At 30.9% G+C, this 21,532-nt stretch carries 16 protein-coding genes; 8 read left to right on the top strand and 8 right to left on the bottom strand.

Translation table 11 applies throughout. The annotated features are described in order from the left end of the window. Window positions 1–937: 937 nt before the first annotated feature. Entirely contained in the window at window positions 938–1,831 is an 894-nt protein-coding gene (locus tag ACYSNX_RS11355; RefSeq protein WP_461754789.1) for an EamA/RhaT family transporter, read from the bottom strand. 734 nt (window positions 1,832–2,565) lie between these two features. Between ACYSNX_RS11355 and ACYSNX_RS11350 the strand changes: the two genes are divergently transcribed. From ACYSNX_RS11350 to ACYSNX_RS11325, 6 genes are all read left to right on the top strand, one after another. After that, window positions 2,566–2,931 (top strand): hypothetical protein, encoded by a 366-nt coding sequence (locus ACYSNX_RS11350; RefSeq protein ID WP_461754788.1) that lies wholly within the window; start codon window positions 2,566–2,568, stop codon window positions 2,929–2,931. A 111-nt stretch (window positions 2,932–3,042) separates the two neighbouring features. Beyond that, complete coding sequence (locus ACYSNX_RS11345; RefSeq protein ID WP_461754787.1) at window positions 3,043–3,333, top strand: DUF3817 domain-containing protein; 291 nt, start codon at window positions 3,043–3,045, stop codon at window positions 3,331–3,333. A gap of 527 nt (window positions 3,334–3,860) precedes the next feature. Further along, entirely contained in the window at window positions 3,861–5,102 is a 1,242-nt protein-coding gene (locus tag ACYSNX_RS11340) for an OmpA family protein (RefSeq protein WP_461754786.1), read from the top strand. Window positions 5,103–5,198: 96 nt separating this feature from the next. Further along, window positions 5,199–7,184: an excinuclease ABC subunit UvrB gene (uvrB, locus tag ACYSNX_RS11335; RefSeq protein ID WP_461754785.1), complete on the top strand. Its 1,986-nt coding sequence runs from the start codon at window positions 5,199–5,201 to the stop codon at window positions 7,182–7,184. Between the two features lie 34 nt (window positions 7,185–7,218). Next, window positions 7,219–7,671: a DUF1456 family protein gene (locus ACYSNX_RS11330; protein ID WP_461754784.1), complete on the top strand. Its 453-nt coding sequence runs from the start codon at window positions 7,219–7,221 to the stop codon at window positions 7,669–7,671. A gap of 859 nt (window positions 7,672–8,530) precedes the next feature. Next, complete coding sequence (locus ACYSNX_RS11325) at window positions 8,531–10,723, top strand: S9 family peptidase (protein ID WP_461754783.1); 2,193 nt, start codon at window positions 8,531–8,533, stop codon at window positions 10,721–10,723. 44 nt (window positions 10,724–10,767) lie between these two features. Here the strand turns inward: ACYSNX_RS11325 and ACYSNX_RS11320 are convergent, their stop codons facing one another. The 3 genes from ACYSNX_RS11320 to ACYSNX_RS11310 form a co-directional block, all read right to left on the bottom strand. After that, window positions 10,768–11,856 (bottom strand): NAD(P)H-dependent flavin oxidoreductase, encoded by a 1,089-nt coding sequence (locus ACYSNX_RS11320; RefSeq protein WP_461754782.1) that lies wholly within the window; start codon window positions 11,854–11,856, stop codon window positions 10,768–10,770. Between the two features lie 188 nt (window positions 11,857–12,044). Next, window positions 12,045–12,701 carry a fructose-6-phosphate aldolase gene (gene fsa, locus ACYSNX_RS11315; RefSeq protein ID WP_461754781.1) on the bottom strand — a complete coding sequence of 219 codons (657 nt, stop codon included), beginning with the start codon at window positions 12,699–12,701 and terminating at the stop codon, window positions 12,045–12,047. An 83-nt stretch (window positions 12,702–12,784) separates the two neighbouring features. Continuing rightward, window positions 12,785–13,594: an SDR family oxidoreductase gene (locus tag ACYSNX_RS11310; protein WP_461754780.1), complete on the bottom strand. Its 810-nt coding sequence runs from the start codon at window positions 13,592–13,594 to the stop codon at window positions 12,785–12,787. A gap of 108 nt (window positions 13,595–13,702) precedes the next feature. On the opposite strand from ACYSNX_RS11310, the gene ACYSNX_RS11305 reads away from it, so the two are divergent. Then, a complete protein-coding gene (locus tag ACYSNX_RS11305) occupies window positions 13,703–14,731 on the top strand; it encodes a M28 family peptidase (RefSeq protein WP_461754779.1) in 1,029 nt (342 codons plus the stop codon). Window positions 14,732–14,821: 90 nt separating this feature from the next. Here ACYSNX_RS11305 and ACYSNX_RS11300 read toward each other — a convergent pair whose 3' ends face one another. Then, a complete protein-coding gene (locus ACYSNX_RS11300; RefSeq protein WP_461754778.1) occupies window positions 14,822–14,971 on the bottom strand; it encodes a hypothetical protein in 150 nt (49 codons plus the stop codon). 146 nt (window positions 14,972–15,117) lie between these two features. After that, complete coding sequence (locus ACYSNX_RS11295; RefSeq protein WP_461754777.1) at window positions 15,118–16,617, bottom strand: aminotransferase-like domain-containing protein; 1,500 nt, start codon at window positions 16,615–16,617, stop codon at window positions 15,118–15,120. A 228-nt stretch (window positions 16,618–16,845) separates the two neighbouring features. Here ACYSNX_RS11295 and bioB point away from each other — a divergent pair, with 228 nt between their 5' ends. After that, window positions 16,846–17,802: a biotin synthase BioB gene (gene bioB / locus ACYSNX_RS11290; RefSeq protein WP_461754776.1), complete on the top strand. Its 957-nt coding sequence runs from the start codon at window positions 16,846–16,848 to the stop codon at window positions 17,800–17,802. A gap of 154 nt (window positions 17,803–17,956) precedes the next feature. On the opposite strand, the gene ACYSNX_RS11285 is transcribed toward bioB, so the two are convergent. Next, window positions 17,957–19,489, bottom strand: coding sequence for an L-type lectin family protein (locus tag ACYSNX_RS11285; RefSeq protein ID WP_461754775.1), 1,533 nt, complete (start codon window positions 19,487–19,489; stop codon window positions 17,957–17,959). A gap of 24 nt (window positions 19,490–19,513) precedes the next feature. Further along, window positions 19,514–20,890, bottom strand: coding sequence for a hypothetical protein (locus ACYSNX_RS11280; RefSeq protein ID WP_461754774.1), 1,377 nt, complete (start codon window positions 20,888–20,890; stop codon window positions 19,514–19,516). Window positions 20,891–21,532 lie beyond the last annotated feature (642 nt).

The raw sequence follows: 21,532 nt of genomic DNA, 5'->3' as shown, positions 1-21,532 counted from the left end.
GTTGTTCAGGTTTATACTGACTTATGTATTTTACAAAATTCAATATTTCTAAAGGAACACTCTTAGTTAAAAAATTTAACAAGAACAATATTGTCCCTGAAAAAGATTGTTTCCTTTCTCTACTAAAGTACTTCTTATTCATTCTATATTCTTCTTTTAGAAAGGTACTAAAAATTTCTGTCTGTAGCTTCGTTAAAACTTTTTCGGAGAATTGTGTTTTCAATTATAAATGCCTTATTATCAGGTAAATATACGTATTTCAATTCATAAAAACAAATTTAATACATTGAAAATCAAATAGTTAGCACTAACTTAATGACATTGGTATGCCGGGTGGTGTGAAAGGTCGGCTGAAGAAATAATCTTCAGCCTCCTATTCTATTTAAGTAAACTTTAAGATCCATATCCTAGAGCTTAGTTTTTTATAAATATTATAGTAAACTTTAGGATAAGAGGGTATTAAGACCCTAAAAAAAGCAAGTAATATGTAATACGGGCTCATATTAATTCTTGTATCACATAAATAAGTTATAAGTTTAAATCTTAGTAATATTTGGATGCAGTTTAAAAGGGTTTATATAACTTAAGGAGTGATTACTTATAATCTATGAATGCTACAATTTAGATTAAGTCAATAGTTATCTTAATACAAGGAATTATTTATTGTAATATTTAAACAAAGATTATTTAAATACTGGTTAAAAGTGGTTTATATAAAATTATAGAACGTAAAAAATATAATTAAAGCATCTTCGATAAAGTTGTAAAAGAAATAACATACATAATTCATAATATAATTATTTTATTCGTAAAATTTTAATAAAAATAGTGATAATCTATTAAGATTATAATGTATATTATGTAAAATATACAACACTAAAAAACGATGGGAGAGGGGTAGAAGGACTCCAAAAGTGCTTTGAGCCTGCTTTACTTATTAAAAAACAAAAAGAATCAAGCTAATTGCTACCATAGCAATTAGAATTCCTATAACATTTTTCCAACTCAATTTTTCTTTAAAGAAAAAATACCCAATTAAAGTTCCTAAAAGAATCACTCCAAAGTTCATTCCTGCAAAAACTGTTGTAGGATTGGAGGCGAATTCTTGATGGGCCTTCATATAAAAAAGAATGTTGATAAAATTCAATCCTCCTAATACTAGTCCATAGGCCATAGTTGGCTTATTTAAAAAAAATAAATTTTCCTTCCCAATTACTACCATGGTAGCATAATACAATAGAGTTATAAAAAGCGAGAATCCGAATACAAAAAATAAGCTACTTGTATAAGGTATACTAGAATACAGAGCCAATTGCTTAAAAAGTATATCTATTATTCCAAAGCCAACGAAAACAATTACTGGAAAGTAAATAGCTTGTTTTGTGTCTTTTAAAGCACTTTGGGTAGTGCTTTTACTCAAGATTAAATAAACTGCCATTAATCCTAATGCTAGAGTTGCATATTTACCAGGGCTGATATCTTCCTTAAAAAAAAATATAGCCGCTATAATAGGTATAAACAAAGACATTCTTTGAGCTACATCGGTTCTAATAATACCAGCATATACAATAGAGTAGTATTGAGCTATAAATATACTCGGTAATAGTAATCCTAAAAGTAGCGTGGTTATAAATGGGAAATCCTGTGGCAAATGGGAAATATCCACTTTAAATATAAAATAAGAAAGTGCACTTGTAATTATATAATTGATCAATACCATATAAAAGATATTGGTATTTTGTTGTTTACTGAATTTAAATAAAACTCCTACAAAAACACTTCCAAGAATACTTAGTAATAGATACAGCATAATAATTAATAATTGTCCCAAAGGTAAATTTTTTATCTATATACAAGTATATTATATGTATCGAAGATTTTTATTTGAATTAGATACTATATAAGCTTAGCGTATTTAAAGAAATAAATAAAAGAATCACAAATATAAAATTTAAAGAAAAAAAAAGTTTTTCACACTTAGATCTGCAATCAGGGATTAAAGAATAAAAGCACATGGTAGGTGTGTACTCCAAAACTCTATTTTACATAATATACATTATAATACTTTTATGCAAATAAAAGTTTTCGTTATAGAATTTGGCAGTTGCTACATATTTAGTATCAGTTATTATTTAATAGACATTTTCCTTAAATGCACGCCTTTTTCAAATTAGATAGTCTTTAGCTTTAATAAGAAACTTTTTTCTCGTGCTTGTATTGAACTTAGAGTTTTTAAAAACTGCTATATGTTTATTTCTTCTATTAACTATTCAAATCTAAACCTTAGCATTTTTTACTTTATGCGCTAAATTCTCCATAGATTCCTATTAGTATATTTTTAATTTCCCGTATCACATTGATATCATATCTACTAAAGCTATAAAAAAGCTTCCTTTTATAAGTATTTATTATCATATTCTTTACTAATTCTACTAAACCTGCTACCAATAATCCTATTTAAAGTTTAAAAAATAAATATTTATTAAAAAAGTATCTTTTTAGACTCTATATAATAAGAAAAAGTTTACTTTTGCATAAATAATTTTGTATTAAAAGATTTATACCGTGGAAAACGCTAACGCATTAAAACTTATTAAACAGATCCAATCAGATTTAATTTCTGATGGTCTTGTTGTGGACAACATTGTTGCTAATCTAAAAAAATTAAGAGAGTTCGCTCTTTTAGAAGAAAAACCAGTTCTAGTAAAAGCAATTAGACTAACTTACGAGCACATAGAGAATAACAATGCATTTTTAATCGCTATTCCTACGGACGAACCTATTGAAGAATTAGAAGAAGTTATCCAACAAGAGATTACTTCAACTGACCTTGAAAGCTTACAGTATTTAATATCTCTTTTTAAGGATATTAATAATAAGCATAATCTAGCAGATTTAAGAGATTATAATAGCAAATTACAAGCTTTTTAGTAGTCTGTTTAAGTATATAAAAAAAGGAGAGTCATTTTCATAAAATGATTCTCCTTTTTTTTGTATCCTACATTATTGTAGTATTTTAGCGCAAAAATAAATAAACTTAAAATGATTAAATTTTTTAAACTGATAGCCACTTTAGAAGGTATCTCCTTATTATTATTACTATTTGTAGGAATGCCTTTAAAATACTTTTTAGACTCTCCACTTACAGTTAAGTATGTTGGTTGGGCTCACGGAATTTTGTTTATTCTATATGTAGTGTTGGCAACTGTACTTAAACCTTCTGAACGCTGGAGTTTTAAAACCTACGTTTTAGTACTTATAGCTTCCCTTCTACCATTTGCTACTTTTGTAATGGAAGCAAAATTGCTTAAGAATCATCCTGATTTAAAATAATATTAAAAGTCTTTCTAAACAGAAAGACTTTTTTTGTTTTATATCCCTAGTTAAAAAAAACCTTAACCACTCCCCTTTTATAATTTACCCTTTACAATATATTGAAAAATATCCCCTTTAATTAAGGTAACCTATGAGAAAAATAGGCGTTTTCAAGACTTTTTTAGAATTATTCTAACTAAAAATACATTATTTAGCTTCCAAAAATGGCTTAAATAACAAGTTTTTAGTATATACGGGCTAAATAAAGTTAGAAAAATAACATAAGTTTAATTTTTTCTTTTAATTAAAATTTGCTAAATTAGATAAGAATTATTTATTAAAATCATGTTTTTACTCAATATTGTACTAATATCTATGTTGTTTTCAAGAGTTATGAGATTAAACAATAAATTTTTTAGGGAGTTTTTTATATAATTTGTTTCAATATTAGAGATTTTTAAAAACTTTACATTATATTTGCCTTTATAAAGCGATTAGTAAAAAACAATATTAATTATCAGTTAGTGGAAATTAAAATTACAACTATGAAAAAATTAACATTACCTTTATTGGCATCTTTGTTAGTTGTTGGGTCTGCAGTGGCTCAAGAGAAAGACTACAATAGATGGTCACTTGACTTCAACGGTGGTTTTGCAAAACCATCAAGAGCGATTTCTGGAGGAACTTCTGCAGAAACTTTCAAAAACTTACACTTAGATGGTGGAGTTCGTTATAGTTTAAATAACAAATTTGGTGTTAAAGCATCTTTTGGTTATGACAACTTAAAAAAATGGACTAATAATTCAACAAACGCACACACAGAGTACTACAGAACAAGTTTAGAAGGGGTTGTAAACTTAGGACGTATCTTAAACTTTGAGAACTGGACGCAAACAATCAACGTTCAAGCACACGCAGGGGGGGGATACTCTTGGTTACACGGAAATAACTTCAGTGGAAACGATAACATGGGTCATTTAATGGCTGGGTTAACAGGTCAAATTAAAGTTGCTAGCAGAGTAGCTTTAAACGCTGACTTTACTGTGATTCAAAATCTTCAACAAAATATGAATTTTGATGGGATGTCTCAAACTCACAGATCTACTTTCCAAGGAACAATGTTCAACGCTTCTGTAGGGGTATCTATTTACTTAGGTAAACATGCTCAACATGCAGACTGGTATAGTGACGCTGCTAAAGAAAACGAAGAGATCAATGCATTAAACCAAAGAGTGACAAGCATCGAAACTATGTTAGTTGATACTGACGGAGACGGAGTTGCTGACTACTTAGATTTAGAGCCTAACACACCAGCTGGTGCTTTAGTAGACTCTAGAGGACGTAACATTGACTTAAACAACAATGGTATTGCTGACAACATCGAAAGATTCGTAGAAGATAAATACGGAAACATTGGAAACAGTGTTCAAGGAGATGACGCTCAGATGATTAAAGAATTAATCAACAAAGGATACGTTGCTGCTTATTTTGATTTTAACAAAACTGAGCCTAGCACAGTAGAAGGAATCAACTTTATCGTTACTTACCTTAAAAATAACCCATCAGCGAAAGTTGAAGTTGCAGGATATGCTGACGCTATCGGAAACGCTTCTTACAATGATAAATTATCAACTCAACGTGCTAACGCAGTTAAGCAAATGTTAATCAACTCTGGAGTTGATGCATCAAGAGTTTCTGCTGTTGGTAAAGGAATTGATAATGATGTAAACAAAAATTCAGCGCAAGCTCGTAAGATTGCAAGAAAAGTTATTTTCACAATTAACTAATTCTTATACATCAGTATTAAATATAGAAAGCGCAAGATTACTCTTGCGCTTTTTTATTTTATAATACCTAACTTTGCTTTTGAGTAATACTATATTATGAAATTTGAAATAAAATCGGATTATAAACCAACCGGTGATCAGCCGGAAGCAATTAGGAAATTAAGCGAAGGAATTTTAGAGGGTGAAAAGTACCAAACTCTAGTAGGAGTTACTGGTTCAGGTAAAACCTTTACTGCTGCAAATGTTATTCAGCAAGTACAACGTCCTACCCTAGTTTTAGCTCATAACAAAACTTTAGCTGCTCAATTATATACAGAATTTAAAAACTTCTTTCCAAATAATGCGGTAGAATATTTTGTTTCTTACTATGATTATTATCAACCAGAAGCTTTTATTCCAGTAACAGGTCAGTATATAGAGAAAGATTTATCTATAAACGAGGAATTGGAAAAGATGCGACTTAGTACTACTTCTGCCTTACTTTCTGGTAGAAGAGACATTCTTGTTGTTGCTTCTGTTTCTTGTCTTTATGGTATTGGAAATCCAACGGAGTTCCAAAAAAATGTTATTTCTTTAGAACTCGATCAAGTTATTAGTCGTACAAAGGTATTACACCGTTTAGTGCAAAGTTTATATTCTCGTACTGAAGCAGAATTTACTCCTGGTACCTTTAGAATTAAAGGAGATACTATTGAAATTTTCCCTAGTTATGCGGATAACCCATTTCGAATTCATTTTTTTGGTGATGAAATTGAAGATATAGAAGTTTTCGATCCAACCACTTCTCAAGTAATTGAAAAATATACCCAATTAAATATTTACCCTGCTAATATGTTTGTTACTTCTCCGGATGTTTTACAAAAAGCCATTTGGGAAATACAACAAGATATGGTTAAGCAGGTAGATTATTTCCAAGAAATTGGTAAACCTTTAGAAGCAAAACGTTTAGAAGAAAGAACTAATTTTGATTTGGAGATGATCCGTGAATTAGGATATTGTTCTGGAATTGAAAATTACTCTCGTTACTTAGATGGCCGTGAACCAGGTAGTCGCCCATTCTGTTTATTAGATTATTTTCCAGATGATTACTTAATGGTTATTGATGAATCCCACGTTACTATTTCTCAAGTTCATGCTATGTATGGTGGAGATAGATCTCGTAAAGAAAATCTTGTAGAATATGGTTTTAGATTACCAGCTGCTTTGGATAACCGTCCTTTAAAATTTGAGGAATTTGAAATGATGCAAAATCAGGTACTTTATGTATCTGCTACACCTGCTGATTATGAATTGCAAAAATCGGAAGGTGTTTATGTTGAGCAATTAATACGTCCTACAGGATTATTAGACCCTATTATTGAGGTTAGACCTACTGAAAATCAAATAGATGATTTGATAGAAGAAATTCATCAAAGAGTAAAAGTAGATGAAAGAATTTTAGTTACTACTTTAACCAAGCGAATGGCAGAAGAACTAGCTAAGTATTTTACTAGAGTTGGTATCAGGTGTAGATATGTACATTCAGACATCGATACTTTAGAAAGGGTTGAAATTATGCAAGATCTTAGAAAAGGTCTTTTCGATGTTTTAATTGGAGTAAACCTACTACGTGAAGGTCTAGATTTACCTGAAGTTTCTCTTGTTGCTATCTTGGATGCAGATAAAGAAGGGTTTTTACGCAGTCACCGATCTTTAACACAAACAGTTGGACGTGCAGCTCGAAACGTAAATGGAAAAGCTATTATGTATGGAGATAAAATCACCGCTAGTATGCAGAAAACTATAGATGAAACAAGCTATAGAAGAAGTAAACAAAATGCTTATAATGAGAAACACAATATAACCCCTACTGCTATTAACAAAGCAATTACTAATGACTTAGTTAAGCCAAGTTATGATGAATTAGTTAAAGCTGAAAGTTTGAAATTAACTGAGGCTGAAATTAAATTCAAAAGTAAAGCGGATATAGAGAAACTTATTAGGACTAAACGTAAAGAGATGGAAACTGCAGCAAAAGACCTAGACTTTATAAATGCTGCCAGATTAAGAGATGAAATTAAGCTATTAAAAGACAAGCTATAATTATTTTATTTACCTTTACTACAAATTAGAGAAAATGACAAATAACGATATTTTTAAAAAGTTACGTGTTGCTCTTCAATTAAGAGATGACCAAATAGTAGAAATTTTAGAGTTAGTAAATTTCCGTATTTCCAAAGGTGAAGTTGGTAACTTTTTTAGAAGTTCTGACCACCCTAAATATGTGGAATGTATGGACCAAATTCTTAGAAATTTCTTGAATGGATTGGTCATATATTTGAGAGGGACTAAAGAGGAACCAAAAGATCCTATGAAAGTTTTACAAGTTAATAGGGAGAAAATAGGAAAGGATTCTTCAAAGAAAGAATCTTATTTTAAAGAGAGTTCTTTTAAAAAATCTCCGAGTACTAAAAGTAAAACAAGTACTTTTAAGAAAACAGAGGATAAACCAAAAAGTTTTAAATCAAAGGATCCTAAATCTCCTTTAGCTGGTATAAAATTTAATAATGGTAAAAAAAAGAATAGTTAATATTTTTTCTAAATATTCTTTTTTGCATAAAATAGTACGAGGTTAAATAATTCTATTTAGCCTCGTTTTTTTTGCTTATTCCAATATCTCTTAGCTATAATAATGCTGAGTGAAATGATATACTACATTGTAAAAATTCTGAGTAGAATTAATTATTAATAAAGTTGTAGGCCTTCCTCATTCTTCCTAAATAAGTCTTTCTTTCTAGGATAGTAAATTTTTACAATAATTCTACCTGCTAGGTTGTAAGGATTAAATTTCTTGTATTTTTAAAATAAATTTTCCTCTGAGTAATTATGCGAAAAATGACTTCCATGTAAACTTTTAAAAAGTAAGACTTTTAAGTTCAGCTCACTTAAGTTTATTTTTCTCTTCATAGTTGATATTTAATGAGGTTTTACCTAAAGCTAGTAGGGGGCCATATCTATTTCATAACAAGCCTGCTCAAATTTCTCATATTTTAAAATAATCGATACTCCCTAGGAAATATGCGAAATTTACAGATACATAAAATTTTATACTTAACCTTATATGTAAGATATGTAACTGCCTATTTTAATGATAGTTATATATAAGTATCTAGTGGTTATTAAAAAGTTATAGCTTCCCTCCTTCTACTATCTCCTTTAGATCTACTAAGTACTTACCAGCCTTAATATCGCATAAGAGATTGTATTTTAAGCAGATAGGCAATGTTATGCATAGTAGTTACTTCTATTTTTATATATTTTCGAACAGAATACTGTAGATGTATTTCTAATTAAAATTGTTTTTTTGTAACTTGGTCTACTTTTTGTTATATAATCGTGAAAATTTACACTGTCAGCAGAAAGTTTGAAATAATTAATAAAATACAATTATGAAAAAGACATTTCTAGTAGCTATGTTACTAGGTAGTTCTATTATGTATTCTCAACGTGGATTTACTATTGGGGAGGCTACTTTTGGACAATTTGATGATTTTGCTATCTCAAGCTTATCCTCACCTAAATGGAAAGACAATAATTCTTTTACTGTTATATCCAATAATAGGGATACGATATTTTTAAAGTCTAAAGACAACAAATGGGAAAATCAGTTCTTAATGAGTGCTTTAGAATTAGAGAATATACTTAATTCTCAATTGAAGTTCACTAATTTTAAATTGAAAAGACTGCCTTCGGATTTACAATGGGTAAACGAAAACGAAATACTTTTCTCTGTTATCCAAGAGGATAATAAGTTTAAACACGTTATACAATTAAATCTTAAAACTAATAAAATTATAAACCGCTTTACATTTAATAGTAAAGGGGAAAATGAAATTATTTCAAGAGATGGAAACTTTATAGCTTGGTTAAAAGATAACAATATTATTATAACTACTAATAAAGGGGAAGATATTATTGTTACTAATGATCCTAATAAAGATATAGTTAATGGAAGTCCATTTACTCATCGTAATGAGTTTGGAGTAGATCAAGGAATGTGGTGGAGTCCAAAACAAGACCAATTATTATTTTATAAAAATGATCAAAGTTTTGTATTTGATTATCCCCTAGTGGATTGGCAACAACGCATAGCAAAAAGTGAACCTCTGAAGTATCCTATGGCAGGAATGCCAAACGAAAGAGTATCATTAGTTATTTATGACGTTTATACAAAAGAAAAGATAATTCTTAATACTGGTTATGAAGATCAGTTTTTAACTATGGTTACCTGGGATCCATCTGGGAACTACGTTTATGTAGGAATTTTGAATCGCCAACAAAATAATCTAAAGTTAAACCAGTATAATGCTGCAACAGGTGAATTGGAGAAAACTCTTTTTGAACAAAAGGCTACAACATATGTGGAACCTTCTCAGGGATTAATCTTTTTACCTAAAGATTCTAAGAAGTTTATTCACTTTTCAGAACATCAAGGGTATAGACAAATGTATCTATATAATACAGATGGAAAGTTGGAGAAAAATCTTGGTCATCAAGATATTATTGTAGATCAATTTTTAGGATTTGATAATACGGGAAATACAGCTTACTATATTGGAATCACAAATAAAGGCCTGGATAAAAATCTTTTTAGTGTAGATATTAATAAAGGTGTCACTACTGCCCTAACTCCTAGTTCGGGAACGCATAAGATCTTACTTAACCAAGATAAGTCTTATTTTATTGATGAGTTTAACAATATTGAAACTCCAAATAGAATAAGTATTGTAAATACAGCGTCTAATAAAGAAGTTGAGCTTGAAAATGTTCAAAATCCTTTTTTAGGAAAAATAGATATGCCTAAGATGGATTTATTAGAAATCAAGGCTGGTGATTCTACAACTACATTGAATGCAAGAATTATTTACCCAAGTAATTTTAATCCTTCTAAGAAATATCCAGTATTGGTTTACGTTTATGGTGGACCTCATGCACAACTAGTAACAAATTCATGGTTAGGAGGTTCTAACTTATTTTTGCAATATATGGCACAAAATGGATATATTGTTTTTACTGTGGATAATAGAGGAAGTAAAAATAGAGGTAGGGATTTTGAGCATGTAATCCATAAAGAATTGGGTAAAGCAGAAATGGCTGACCAATTAAAAGGAATTGAGTATTTGAAGAATTTACCTTTTGTTGATCAAGATAAGATTGGAGTATATGGTTGGAGCTTTGGAGGATTTATGGCAACTTCTCTAGTATTAAATTATCCGGAAGTTTTCCAAGTAGCCGTTGCAGGTGGTCCGGTGATGGATTGGAAATACTATGAAATCATGTATGGTGAAAGATATATGGACACACCAATGGAGAATCCTGAAGGTTATGAAAAAAATAATCTAGTAAGTCAAGCGCATAAACTAGAAAATAAACTTTTAATTATTCATGGTGCCCAAGACCCTGTTGTATTACAACAGCATTCTATGGAATTTATTGAAGCATGTATTAAAGCAAATAAACAAGTAGATTATTTCCTATACCCTACGCATGAACATAATGTATATGGAAAAGATAGAGAACATCTTAACACTAAAATTGCTAACTACTTTTTTGACTACTTAGCAAAGCCTAAAAAAGAATAACAGAATAGAAATAATAAAAGCAGTAATATTATATATTACTGCTTTTATATTATATCTAAATAAGCATTTACTTGTTTCACTAAATTCAGAATTAAAGTTTCGGTAGATTCTTGACTAATTATTCCCAAACTTTGACCAGCCCACAGACTCAAAAATTCAGCTCTCATTAGTTTTTTAGCCTCCATACGTAAAGCAGAAGTAAGTTTATTTTGTAATGGATAAGGTAAAATCAAACCACTTTTTTCCATTTCTGTAGTAAAACAAGTACCTATACCTCTAGCATATCTACCTGAAAAGCTATTGGTAAGGACAAGATCATCTTGAGTGGCGTTCATTAAAACCTGCTTTTCAAAATTATTTAAAGCACTTTCTAAAGCTCCTAAAAAATAGGTCCCTAAACTAAAACCCTGAGCTCCAAGTGTTTTTGCTGCCACAATTGTTTGTGCATTACATAGTCCACCGGCATAAATTATAGGAACTTTCACATTTTGAAAAATATTATTTAGCAATGCCAACCCTCCTATTTGGGAACTTTTATCTTTTAAAAAAGTACCTTGATGTCCACCAGCCTCATTGGATTGTACACAAATTATATCTATTTGGCTTGCTTCAAGTAAACATGCCTCTTGTAAAGAAGTACAAGTTCCTATAAGAAATACATCATTTTTCTTTAATTTTTCTATCGAATCCTCATCTAAAGTACCAAAAGTAAAACTAAGAATTTTGCAGTCTGAAGCAATAATAGTATCGACTTGATCTTTGTAATTAGTAAAGTAAAGTGAGTCATAAGATGGAAATACAACTTGAAGACCTTTTTCTTTTACCTTTTCTTCTAGGTAATTTTTAGTCTTATTGTAACTCTGTTCTAATGAGTGATTTAAAGCAGGTAATTGGTGTAAAAACAAATTGACAGCAAAAGGTTTATTCGTTAACTCTTTAGTTTTTAAAATTAATTCCCTACATTTTTCAGGTGGAAGATCTCCTAAAGCTAAACTGCCTAAAGCTCCAGAATTACTTGCTTTTGCTACCATCTCAGGTGTAGTCACACCAAACATAGGAGCCTGAATAATAGGGTATTGAATATTTAAAAGACTACTTATTTTCGTTTTCCAAAAAGAAGAATTTTCCATCATTAATCCATTTATAATAAGATGATATCTAAAGATACATTATTATTAAATATGCTATGGGGTATAGAACTGAAAAAATTATGCTAAGTATAAACTACCTAGAAATGAATGTATTTAAATCAAAAAGGCAGTCCATTTATGGACTGCCTTTTCTTAGTTTGTAGTTTGTAAGTAAGTTGTATAAATAAAGTTTATTTATTTCCTTTTTCGTAATCCTTTAAGAATTGTGCAAGACCTAAGTCTGTTAATGGGTGTTTTAATAAACCTGTGATAGCACTTAAAGGACCTGTCATAACATCCGCACCGATTTTAGCACAATCTACAATATGCATTGTATGGCGTACTGAAGCCGCTAAGATCTGTGTTGGATAATTATAATTATCATAAATTTGACGAATTTCTTCAATAAGAACTAATCCGTCTGTACAAATATCATCTAATCTTCCTATAAAAGGAGATACATAAGTAGCTCCTGCTTTAGCAGCTAATAAAGCTTGTCCAGCAGAGAAAACTAAAGTAACATTTGTTTTTATCCCTTTAGAAGAGAAGTATTTACAAGCTTTTACACCATCTTTTGTCATTGGTAATTTAACGACAATTTGTGGGTTTAAACTTGCTAATTTCTCACCTTCTTCCACCATTCCTTGGTAGTCAATAGAGATAACCTCTGCACTAACGTCTCCGTCAACGATATCACAAATTGCTTTGTAATGATCTAAGATGTTTTGTGCTCCCGTAATGCCTTCCTTAGCCATTAAAGAAGGGTTGGTTGTAACACCATCTAAAACACCAAGTGCCTCTGCTTCTTTAATTTGCTCTAAGTTAGCTGTGTCAATAAAAAATTTCATAGTAATATATTTCTTATATATGTTATGTTGTTTGGTAAAATTACAACATAAATCTGTGTTTAATAAATATTTTACTTTATATTTTATTCTTTGATTTTGTAATGATTCATTAAGAGTTTCTCGTAGAGTTTACTAGGAAGAATTTTTCTTAGAAAAAGTGAGAATTTTTGTAAGGGCTCCCCTACTTGATAACGTACTTTTGGCTTCTTTGTCTCTATGATTTGGTATATTTTCTTTGCCATCTCAATTGGATCGCTTCCTGAATCTACATGGGCATTAGCCATTTCTAAGGACATTTGATAAGCTTCTCTATAAGGAGAATCCTCTAATACTGGAGCGTGATATCTTCCCTGAGCAATATTAGTAGCAAAATCTCCTGGAGCCACATTTGTTATTTGAATTTTGTAAGGTTTAAGCTCCATTCTCAACGATTCAGTAACCATTTCTAGAGCACTTTTAGAGGCACAATAGATTCCTCTAAATGGTAATCCCATGTAGCCTGCAATTGAAGTTACATTGATAATAAGACCACTTTTTTGGGCTCTCATAGAAGGTAAAACAGCTTTTATAACGTCAATGGGACCAAATACATTGGTTTGAAAATTATTTAAGATTTCTTCTTGACTAACCTCTTCAATTGCTCCGGTTATTCCTACTCCTGCATTGTTAATAAGGACATCTATACGCCCTTCCTTTTGTAGCACCTCTTCAATGGCATTTTTTACACTTTGTGGATCTCTAACATCTAAAGCTACTAATGCAAATTTACTTTGTGTTACTTTATTTGGATTTCGGCTAGTACCATATACTGTAAATCCCTTCTGGGTTAAATATTCACCTACGCATTTACCTATTCCAGATGAACCACCAGTTATGAAAACAACTTTACTCATTACTTTTTTATATTTTAACAAAGATAAGATTCTACAACCAATTTTAAAATACTAGGTAAGAATTAAGAAAGTGTTTATATTTACGGACTAACTAAAACCTAATTAATTGTGATTAAAAGAAATTTAATTTTTGGTTTATGCTCTGCAGCAATTATTTTGTCTGCTTGTACAGCTACCAAAAAAGCACATCAACCCCATGAAAACAGTACTGCTTATTGGCAAAATGTCAATCAGGATTCTATTAGCAAGTACCTAAAAGTAATTACCTCTGAACATTTAGAAGGACGTAGAACTGGCGAGGTGGGCCAAAAAAGAGCAGCTGCCTATCTGCAAAAACATTACCAAAATAATAATATCGCTGCCCCCGCAAATGCAGATAGTTATTTTCAAGATGTTCCTGCAAGCTTCATGAAGTCAAAAGCAAACTTAAAAGACAGTGAAAACGTGTGGGCTTTTATACCAGGAAGTGAAAAGCCAGAGGAAGTTTTAATTATCTCCGCGCATTATGACCATATGGGATTAGATAAAGGAGAGTATCATTATGGTGCAGATGACAATGGTTCTGGTACTGTTGCAGTTATGGAGGTAGCTAGAGTATTTAAAGATCTAGCTGATCAAGGTATTACTCCTAAAAGATCTATTTTATTTATACACTTAACTGGAGAAGAGTTTGGTCTATATGGTTCTAGATTTTATGTAGAGAATCCAATTGTCCCTCTAGAAAATACCATATCTAATATCAATATTGATATGATTGGTAGAAGAAGTCACGAATACACTAAATCAGGTGATTACGTTTTTGTAGTTGGTGCTGATAAAATTAGCCAAGACTTACATGATATTGTAATTAAATCAAACGAGTCTTCTGTTGGAATTGATCTTGACTATAAATTTAATGACGATAACGATCCACAAAGAATTTATTACCGTTCTGATCATTATAGCTTTGCAAAACACGGTATACCAGCAGTATTCTTCTATAATGGAGCTCATGATGATTACCATACACCAAGAGATACTTATGAAAGAATTGACATGGATTTATTAACAAAAAGAGCTCAGCTTGTTTTTGCAACAGCATGGGAATTAGCAAATGCAAATGAAAGACCTAGAATTACAGAAGAAAAAGAAAATTAAATTTTTAAAAGCAGTAGATATTATTCTATTCATTTTATGCTTTATTAATTTAATACTCTGGATATTAAGAGCTTCTTATGTATTAGATATTTATACAGATGGACTAGCAAAAATGGTATATAATTCATTATTTGTACCAATGGTAATGGCCTTGTTTATTTTACCTACCCTTGTGGTAATAAGTCTTATAAATCGTACTGTTACACTAGATTCCTTTTTATTTTTATCCTTAAAATGCATAGTTCTCAATCTATTACTACTATTTGTTTTAAAATAATAGATTGAATAAATTTTAAGTCCAGAAACTAAAATAGGTCTTAAAACTCTTTTGAGTATTGCTAACTTCTTGAATGCAAACTCAAAAGAGTTTTCTTTTTTACCTATGTTTACTTGTCTATTAAATCAGGATTCTCTACTAAGACATTAGCTATTATCTGTATGGCTGCTTCCATTTGATGATCTTGTAAATGTCCGAATCCAATTCTAATTCCTGTAGTAAATTTATCTTGATATAAAATATTTTTTGGAATAAACAAACCTTTAGCGTGTACTAAATTACTTAGTTTTAGAAGGTTAATAGGCATTTTTGCTTGTGCCCAAATGGCTAATCCCGAATTAGGCAAATCATACTTAAAATAATCTTTTAAATAAGTATCTAACAATAATGCCAAATTATCTCTACGCCTTTTATAGACTTGAATACTTTTATTTAAGTGTCGCACTGCACTACCCTCTTCAATCATCTCTCCAAGTGCTAATTCCATAAGTACATCACCTTGACGGTCAATTAAACTAGCATAATTTTCTAATTCTACGATAAGATCCTGTGGGCCAACAATAAAACTAGCTCGGAAACCAGGAGCTAAACTTCTCCCAAAAGAACCTATGTAGACTACTCTTGCATTAGGATCTTGTTTTATTAAGGATAAACTATTGTTAGTAGAGTAACTAAAATCATAATCAGAGGCGTCTTCAAAAATAATAAAATCAAATTCTTGTGCTAAAGTAATAAGTTCTAACTGCCTTGTCTTACTCATACTACAAGTAGTAGGATAATGTCCTTGAGGCATTGTATATATAGCTCTAATAGAATTGTTTTGGCAAATATTCCTTAAGTCCTTAGTACAAATCCCATAGTTATCTACCTTCACTTTTAGAATTTTACCTCCGACCTTTTGGAATATCATATTAGCTGCGAAATAACTTAGGTCACCTACTACTATACTGTCTAAAGGCTTAATAAGTACTTGACATAAAATGTACAGACTCATTTCCATACTCCTACTAATAAGTAAATTATGCTTATTGATATGTAAGGCTCTAGTAAGATTTAGATAATTGGATAATTGTCTTTTAAAATACTCACTTCCTCTTTCTTGATAATACCCCATTTTTTTCTGGTTACTTTTTCGCTTCATATTCATGGAATATAAATTCACCAACTCCTTAATTTGTGCTAGACTCACATCTGGAGAACCATGATTAAAAACCAATGTAGAATTTGTGTATTCGAAAGGGTCACTAAGTAGATTAGAACTAGTAAAACTAAAGCCTGATTTATAAAGAAAGCCTTGGTTAGCAATAGTGCTTTTAGAGTGTTTTATAGAATTTCTTTCTTGCAAACTAATTACAAAAGCTCCACTTTTTTGTTTAATTTCTATCCAACCTTGCTCTTGCAGTTCTTCATAAGCCCTTGTAATAGTATTCCTATGTACACCTAGGTCTTGCGCTAAAACACGTGAACCTGGTAGTTTTTGGTTACATATCAAAATTCCTCTTTGAATAGCAATTGCTAATTCTTGAGAAATTTGTAAGTAAATAGGTTGACTTGAATTTTTATCCAGAAGGATAAAGCTTTGGTAAGAAAATCTAACTGGACTAGGCATAATATTAATTCTGGTACCCTTACTTTAATTTAAAAGTTACGAGTTTTGGCACCAAAGATAGGAATTGAACGCTTAATGTTCAAAAAAATAAAAAAATTAAACATTATATTTTAGAGTTAACTCCAATAGAGCATTTTATCTACCACAGCTATTATTTGTACAAATAGATAAAACGTTTAAGAGCATTCTAATTTCTAATGAAAAACAATCATTAAATTATTGCATTTTATGACAACTACAGCTTGTGAAAAGTGGGACTTCAAAGAAATTGAAGCTCTTTACACCATGCCCTTATTGGAATTAATCTTTAAAGCAAGTCAGGTACACAGACAAAACCATGACCCTTCAAAAATTCAATTAAGTACTTTACTTTCTATAAAAACAGGAGGTTGTGTGGAGGATTGTTCTTATTGTGGACAAGCAGCTAGATATCACACAGATATTAAAGTACAAGCACTCTTACCCTATAAAAATGTTATCGATTACGCTAAAAAAGCCAAAGAAAATGGCTCAAGCCGTTTTTGTATGGCTGCTGCTTGGAGAGAGGTCAGGGATAACCGCGATTTTGATAAGGTATTAGAAATGGTTAAAGGAGTAAATGACTTGGGTTTAGAGGTTTGCTGTACACTAGGAATGCTAAGTGAATCCCAGGCAGATAAGCTGCAAAAAGCTGGATTAATGGCTTATAATCATAATATTGATACCTCAGAGGAACATTACCAAGAAATCATATCCACTAGGAAATTTGATGATCGTTTACAAACTATTGAAAATGTTAGAAAAGCCGGTATAACTGTTTGTTCGGGTGGTATTATCGGTCTTGGTGAAACTACTCAAGATAGAGTTTCTATGCTGTATACTCTAGCTAACTTAGAAAAACATCCAGAATCTGTACCCATTAACGCTTTATCTAGAGTAAAGGGTACCCCAATGCAGCATTTTCCTAAAGTTCCCATTTGGGATATGATACGGATGATTGCTACAACAAGAATAATAATGCCTAAGACTATGGTTCGATTAAGCGCAGGTAGACTTGAAATGAACCAAACTGAGCAGGCTTTATGTTTTTTAGCTGGTGCTAACTCAATATTTACGGGAGAAAATGAAAGATTACTAGTTACGCCAAACCCAAAAACATCTGAAGATTTGGAACTATTGTCTATATTGGGATTGGCTCCCTTGTAAAATAGGAAATATATAAGAGTTATATATAACACGTAGTGATTATATAATCAAGCCTTCAACTAAAAATAGAAAAGCATTAGACTAACCCCAGAAGAGCATCGAGTCTTTTGGAGTTAGTTTACTTATCTCTTAAATTTTTATTTGAATAAAAATTTTAATGCACCTTAGTTTCAATTGACATATTAGGATTTACACGAAAAGAAAACTCACTATCTTGATTTAACTCTATCTCGATTAAAGTAGGGAAACTTCTATAGTATTCATGTCCAAATGGTCCTCCCCCGATATTATTGCCTTTTGCTGAATAGTAAATGCTAAGTTTTTTTGATTCTCCCTGACTTCCATAAAAATCTTTTGTTAAAACTGCGGTTACCTCTTGGGTTGTAGGATTATATTTCCATAAAACTCCATTAACTATATCTTCATAATCGAAATTACTTCCTACCACTGGGGGATAGGGATTTCCTAAGCTATCCTCAAATCTAAATGAATTCCGATCAATAAAATCTGATGTATTACCCTTTTTTGGAGAATCGTATAAACCTCCGGAATAAAACATATCATTTGCAAAAGGTAATATTTGAACCTCCTTGCCTTTATTACTATAAAATCTTGAAATATCAAGACTAACAGTATCCTCTAGAACAATAGGCTCATAGGGTAAGCTAACTCTTACATTTCTTACTACTTGGTTCATATGATAAGCCCCTGTAGCACCAGAAAAACCTATTTTAAACAAATCTGGGTAATTTGTTTGTGCCGTGTAAATTTGGTTATTAATATCAGGAGCTTTCGTAGTCAAATTATAAAGTAAGTCTTCTACTATTATTCTCTCTTCTCCATTTGAAGTAATTTTTACCGTAACATATACTTGGGTATTGTCAATAGAAGTTGGGTTGATTTCAACATACACCCTATTATATTTTATAGTATTATCGCTATTTCTACCTGTGTAAAGAGAGAATTCATTATAAAAGCCAAAGTTATCCATATCGTATTCTCCTTTAGAATTAAGTTTTGCTTGGGTGTACCTAGCGTTATTAACACTAACATTGCTTACAGATCTGGTAAAAAGCATGGGATAACCTAACTTTTCATTTATATTGCCTGCAATATTCCTTCCACCTCTAATAGTAACATGATTTTTCCCATCATCAGCAAATCGGTCTCGTGTAAATTCTAAGCCTTCAAAGTGGCTACTAGTATTTGGAGAATTTAATTTAAAATTACCATAATGGTCAATACCAATAGCTAAGAATCCTCCAGGCACTCCTGGAATTAAAGCATTATTATTTTGAGCATCGTAGCCATACGAATAACCTAATGCTCCACCTAATGCTCCTAGTATAAAATCCTCATTGGCATCAAATAAAAATAAAGTTAAACCATCGGCAGCCACTGAAGTACCACCAAACATAGCATAATCGAATTCTACAATGATTCCAAATTCGGAAGTAAATGTAATTCCTTCAAGTGCAAAGCCACTTGAAGAAGCAAGTTTTGCTTCTGTTAAATATACACCATCAACTGTATATCTATTTGTAGGAGGATTTACTCCAGTACCTTCAGTGATTCCATTAGGTTTTGATGTCCCTGTCAAGGGTAATAAATGAGGGAAAGCTCTATTCAACTGACCATAACTACTATAAGAAATCATTAAAAGTAAGCCTAATAATATATTTTTCATCTTGTTTTTTTTTCTTTTAAAAACTTACTTCTTTACTTGTAAAACTACCGTAAGGAAAGTGGATTCTGATGGTTTTGGACTATCAAAAACTGTAAAACTTAAAACCCCACTTGTATTAATGGATAATGAATGGAATACCTCTTTATCATAATAAATAACGTAGTAATTTAGCTCTTCTGCTTGAAAAATCGGTAAAGAAGCCGAAGAATCGCTTTTTATAACATCACTCCCACCATATTGAGTACTGTATATATTATACAAGTCTATGGTACTCTGAGTACCAGGTATTACAGATAACTGAAGTGGGGGTAAATAAAAGTATTCTGGTATTAAGGTTCTTGGCTTGACAGACCATTGGGGCATACCTGAGGCATCTGTGGTCAAAATTGAATTAGCACTTCCTACTTGCCACTTAGTTAATGGAATCGAACTATCTTTTATACTTAATTGGGTAGGAGCTAAAACTGCATTGCTAGCAAGGGTGACTGTACTAGTGGCTTCTCCAATTACTATAATATTATCTGTTTTCAAATCTGCGCGGTCTTGTAAATCATCTGTGCTAAAAATAGGTTTACCTGGTATCCACATGTTGCTCTCTAAATCATAAACTAAAGCTTGTCCCGAAGATACAGGCTTAAATTCGCTTAGAGCGGTTCCTTGAATTTTTACAACCCTGCTTTTATTTGCATTTCCAATTACATCCCCCTCTAAAGCAATACCGCTAGAATCACTTTGAAATGTGTAGGTAGTGTTATTGCCTTCTGTATTGGAAGTAATTGAAATTCCACTTTCGGCTACAAATTTTGTTATAGGAAACACCACTTCGTTACTTATTAGCTGTTTAATAAAATTAACAAAAGCATCACTTTTTTGTAAAAGTGTATTTACATCAACGGTCGTTTTAACTCCATTTTCAGAAATATAAATTATTTGAGCATCCTCTGCGCTACTTATAGAAGTTATACTTTCAAAGGCTTTAATAACTTGGCTTATTCTCATGCTATTTTCTACTTGATTATCATCTTTCCAAGTAAAAATATAGTCTCCATTGTCATAGTGTATATCTACATTATTTGACGTATTATTAAGTTCTAAATAATGCTGCAAAGTAGTATTGGATAAAATAGCGTTCCATTTTTTATCCTCCCAAAAATAAAAGCCAGGAATCAAAGTTTTGTTACCAAGATTATATACTAGTAAACTTTCTGGCAAATCCCCACCCTTAATGCTACTTGTATCTAATTCATTTAATAATGTAACTCTAGGAATTAAAATACCTTTGTCTAATGCGCTAATCTCTAAGGCTGTTGTGGGATGAGGGGTAGTGACTCCTATACCACTTTGTGCATACATTTCACCAAAACTAATTAGTGCCAGTAAAATAGTAGTCTTTTTTATCATATTCTAAGTTTAATATTAATCTTATATTTTAAACAACTTTGTTATATTTTATATATTAACAAAATTTAATGCTAATATATAATTAAATTAACAAATTGAAAGAGTTATGAAATAACTTTATTTATTAATTATATCAATAGTTATAAAAAAGCATCTATCTTCTTCAGTAAGATGCAGTTATATCCTGTTATAGAAGTAGAAATATACAAGTGAATCACAGATCATAAAGTAAGTTATTTATGCAGAGATAGCTTTCACAATTGGCATTATTCACAATGAAATTATACAAAGAAATAAAAAGTATACTTTCTCTAAAGAAGAGAAAATTAAGTAAAGAGACGATTATTAATTGCTGAAGAAATTATTGATAGTTTCTTTACATAAAAAATAGAGTTTAGTTGAAGTCAAAAGAAATACTTACAAGTAAGCTAGGATATTTCTTATTAGGAAGGTTAGGTAGTTTCTATATTTTTTGTACCTGATTTCATTCTTTCTATTTAAATTAGAATAACTTTGGATCAGGTACAAAACTTGGGGAGGAAAAGATAAAATAATATCTTTGTGTTATGATGGACAGCAAAGAATTACTAAAATTAATCCTACCAGAGTACTTGGTAGAGCATTTCAATATTACTAAAGTAG

It is taken from the genome of Myroides sp. LJL115 (assembly GCF_054871665.1).
The sequence above is the reverse complement of the archived record's forward strand: the minus strand, read 5'-3'. Positions and strand labels throughout refer to the sequence as shown.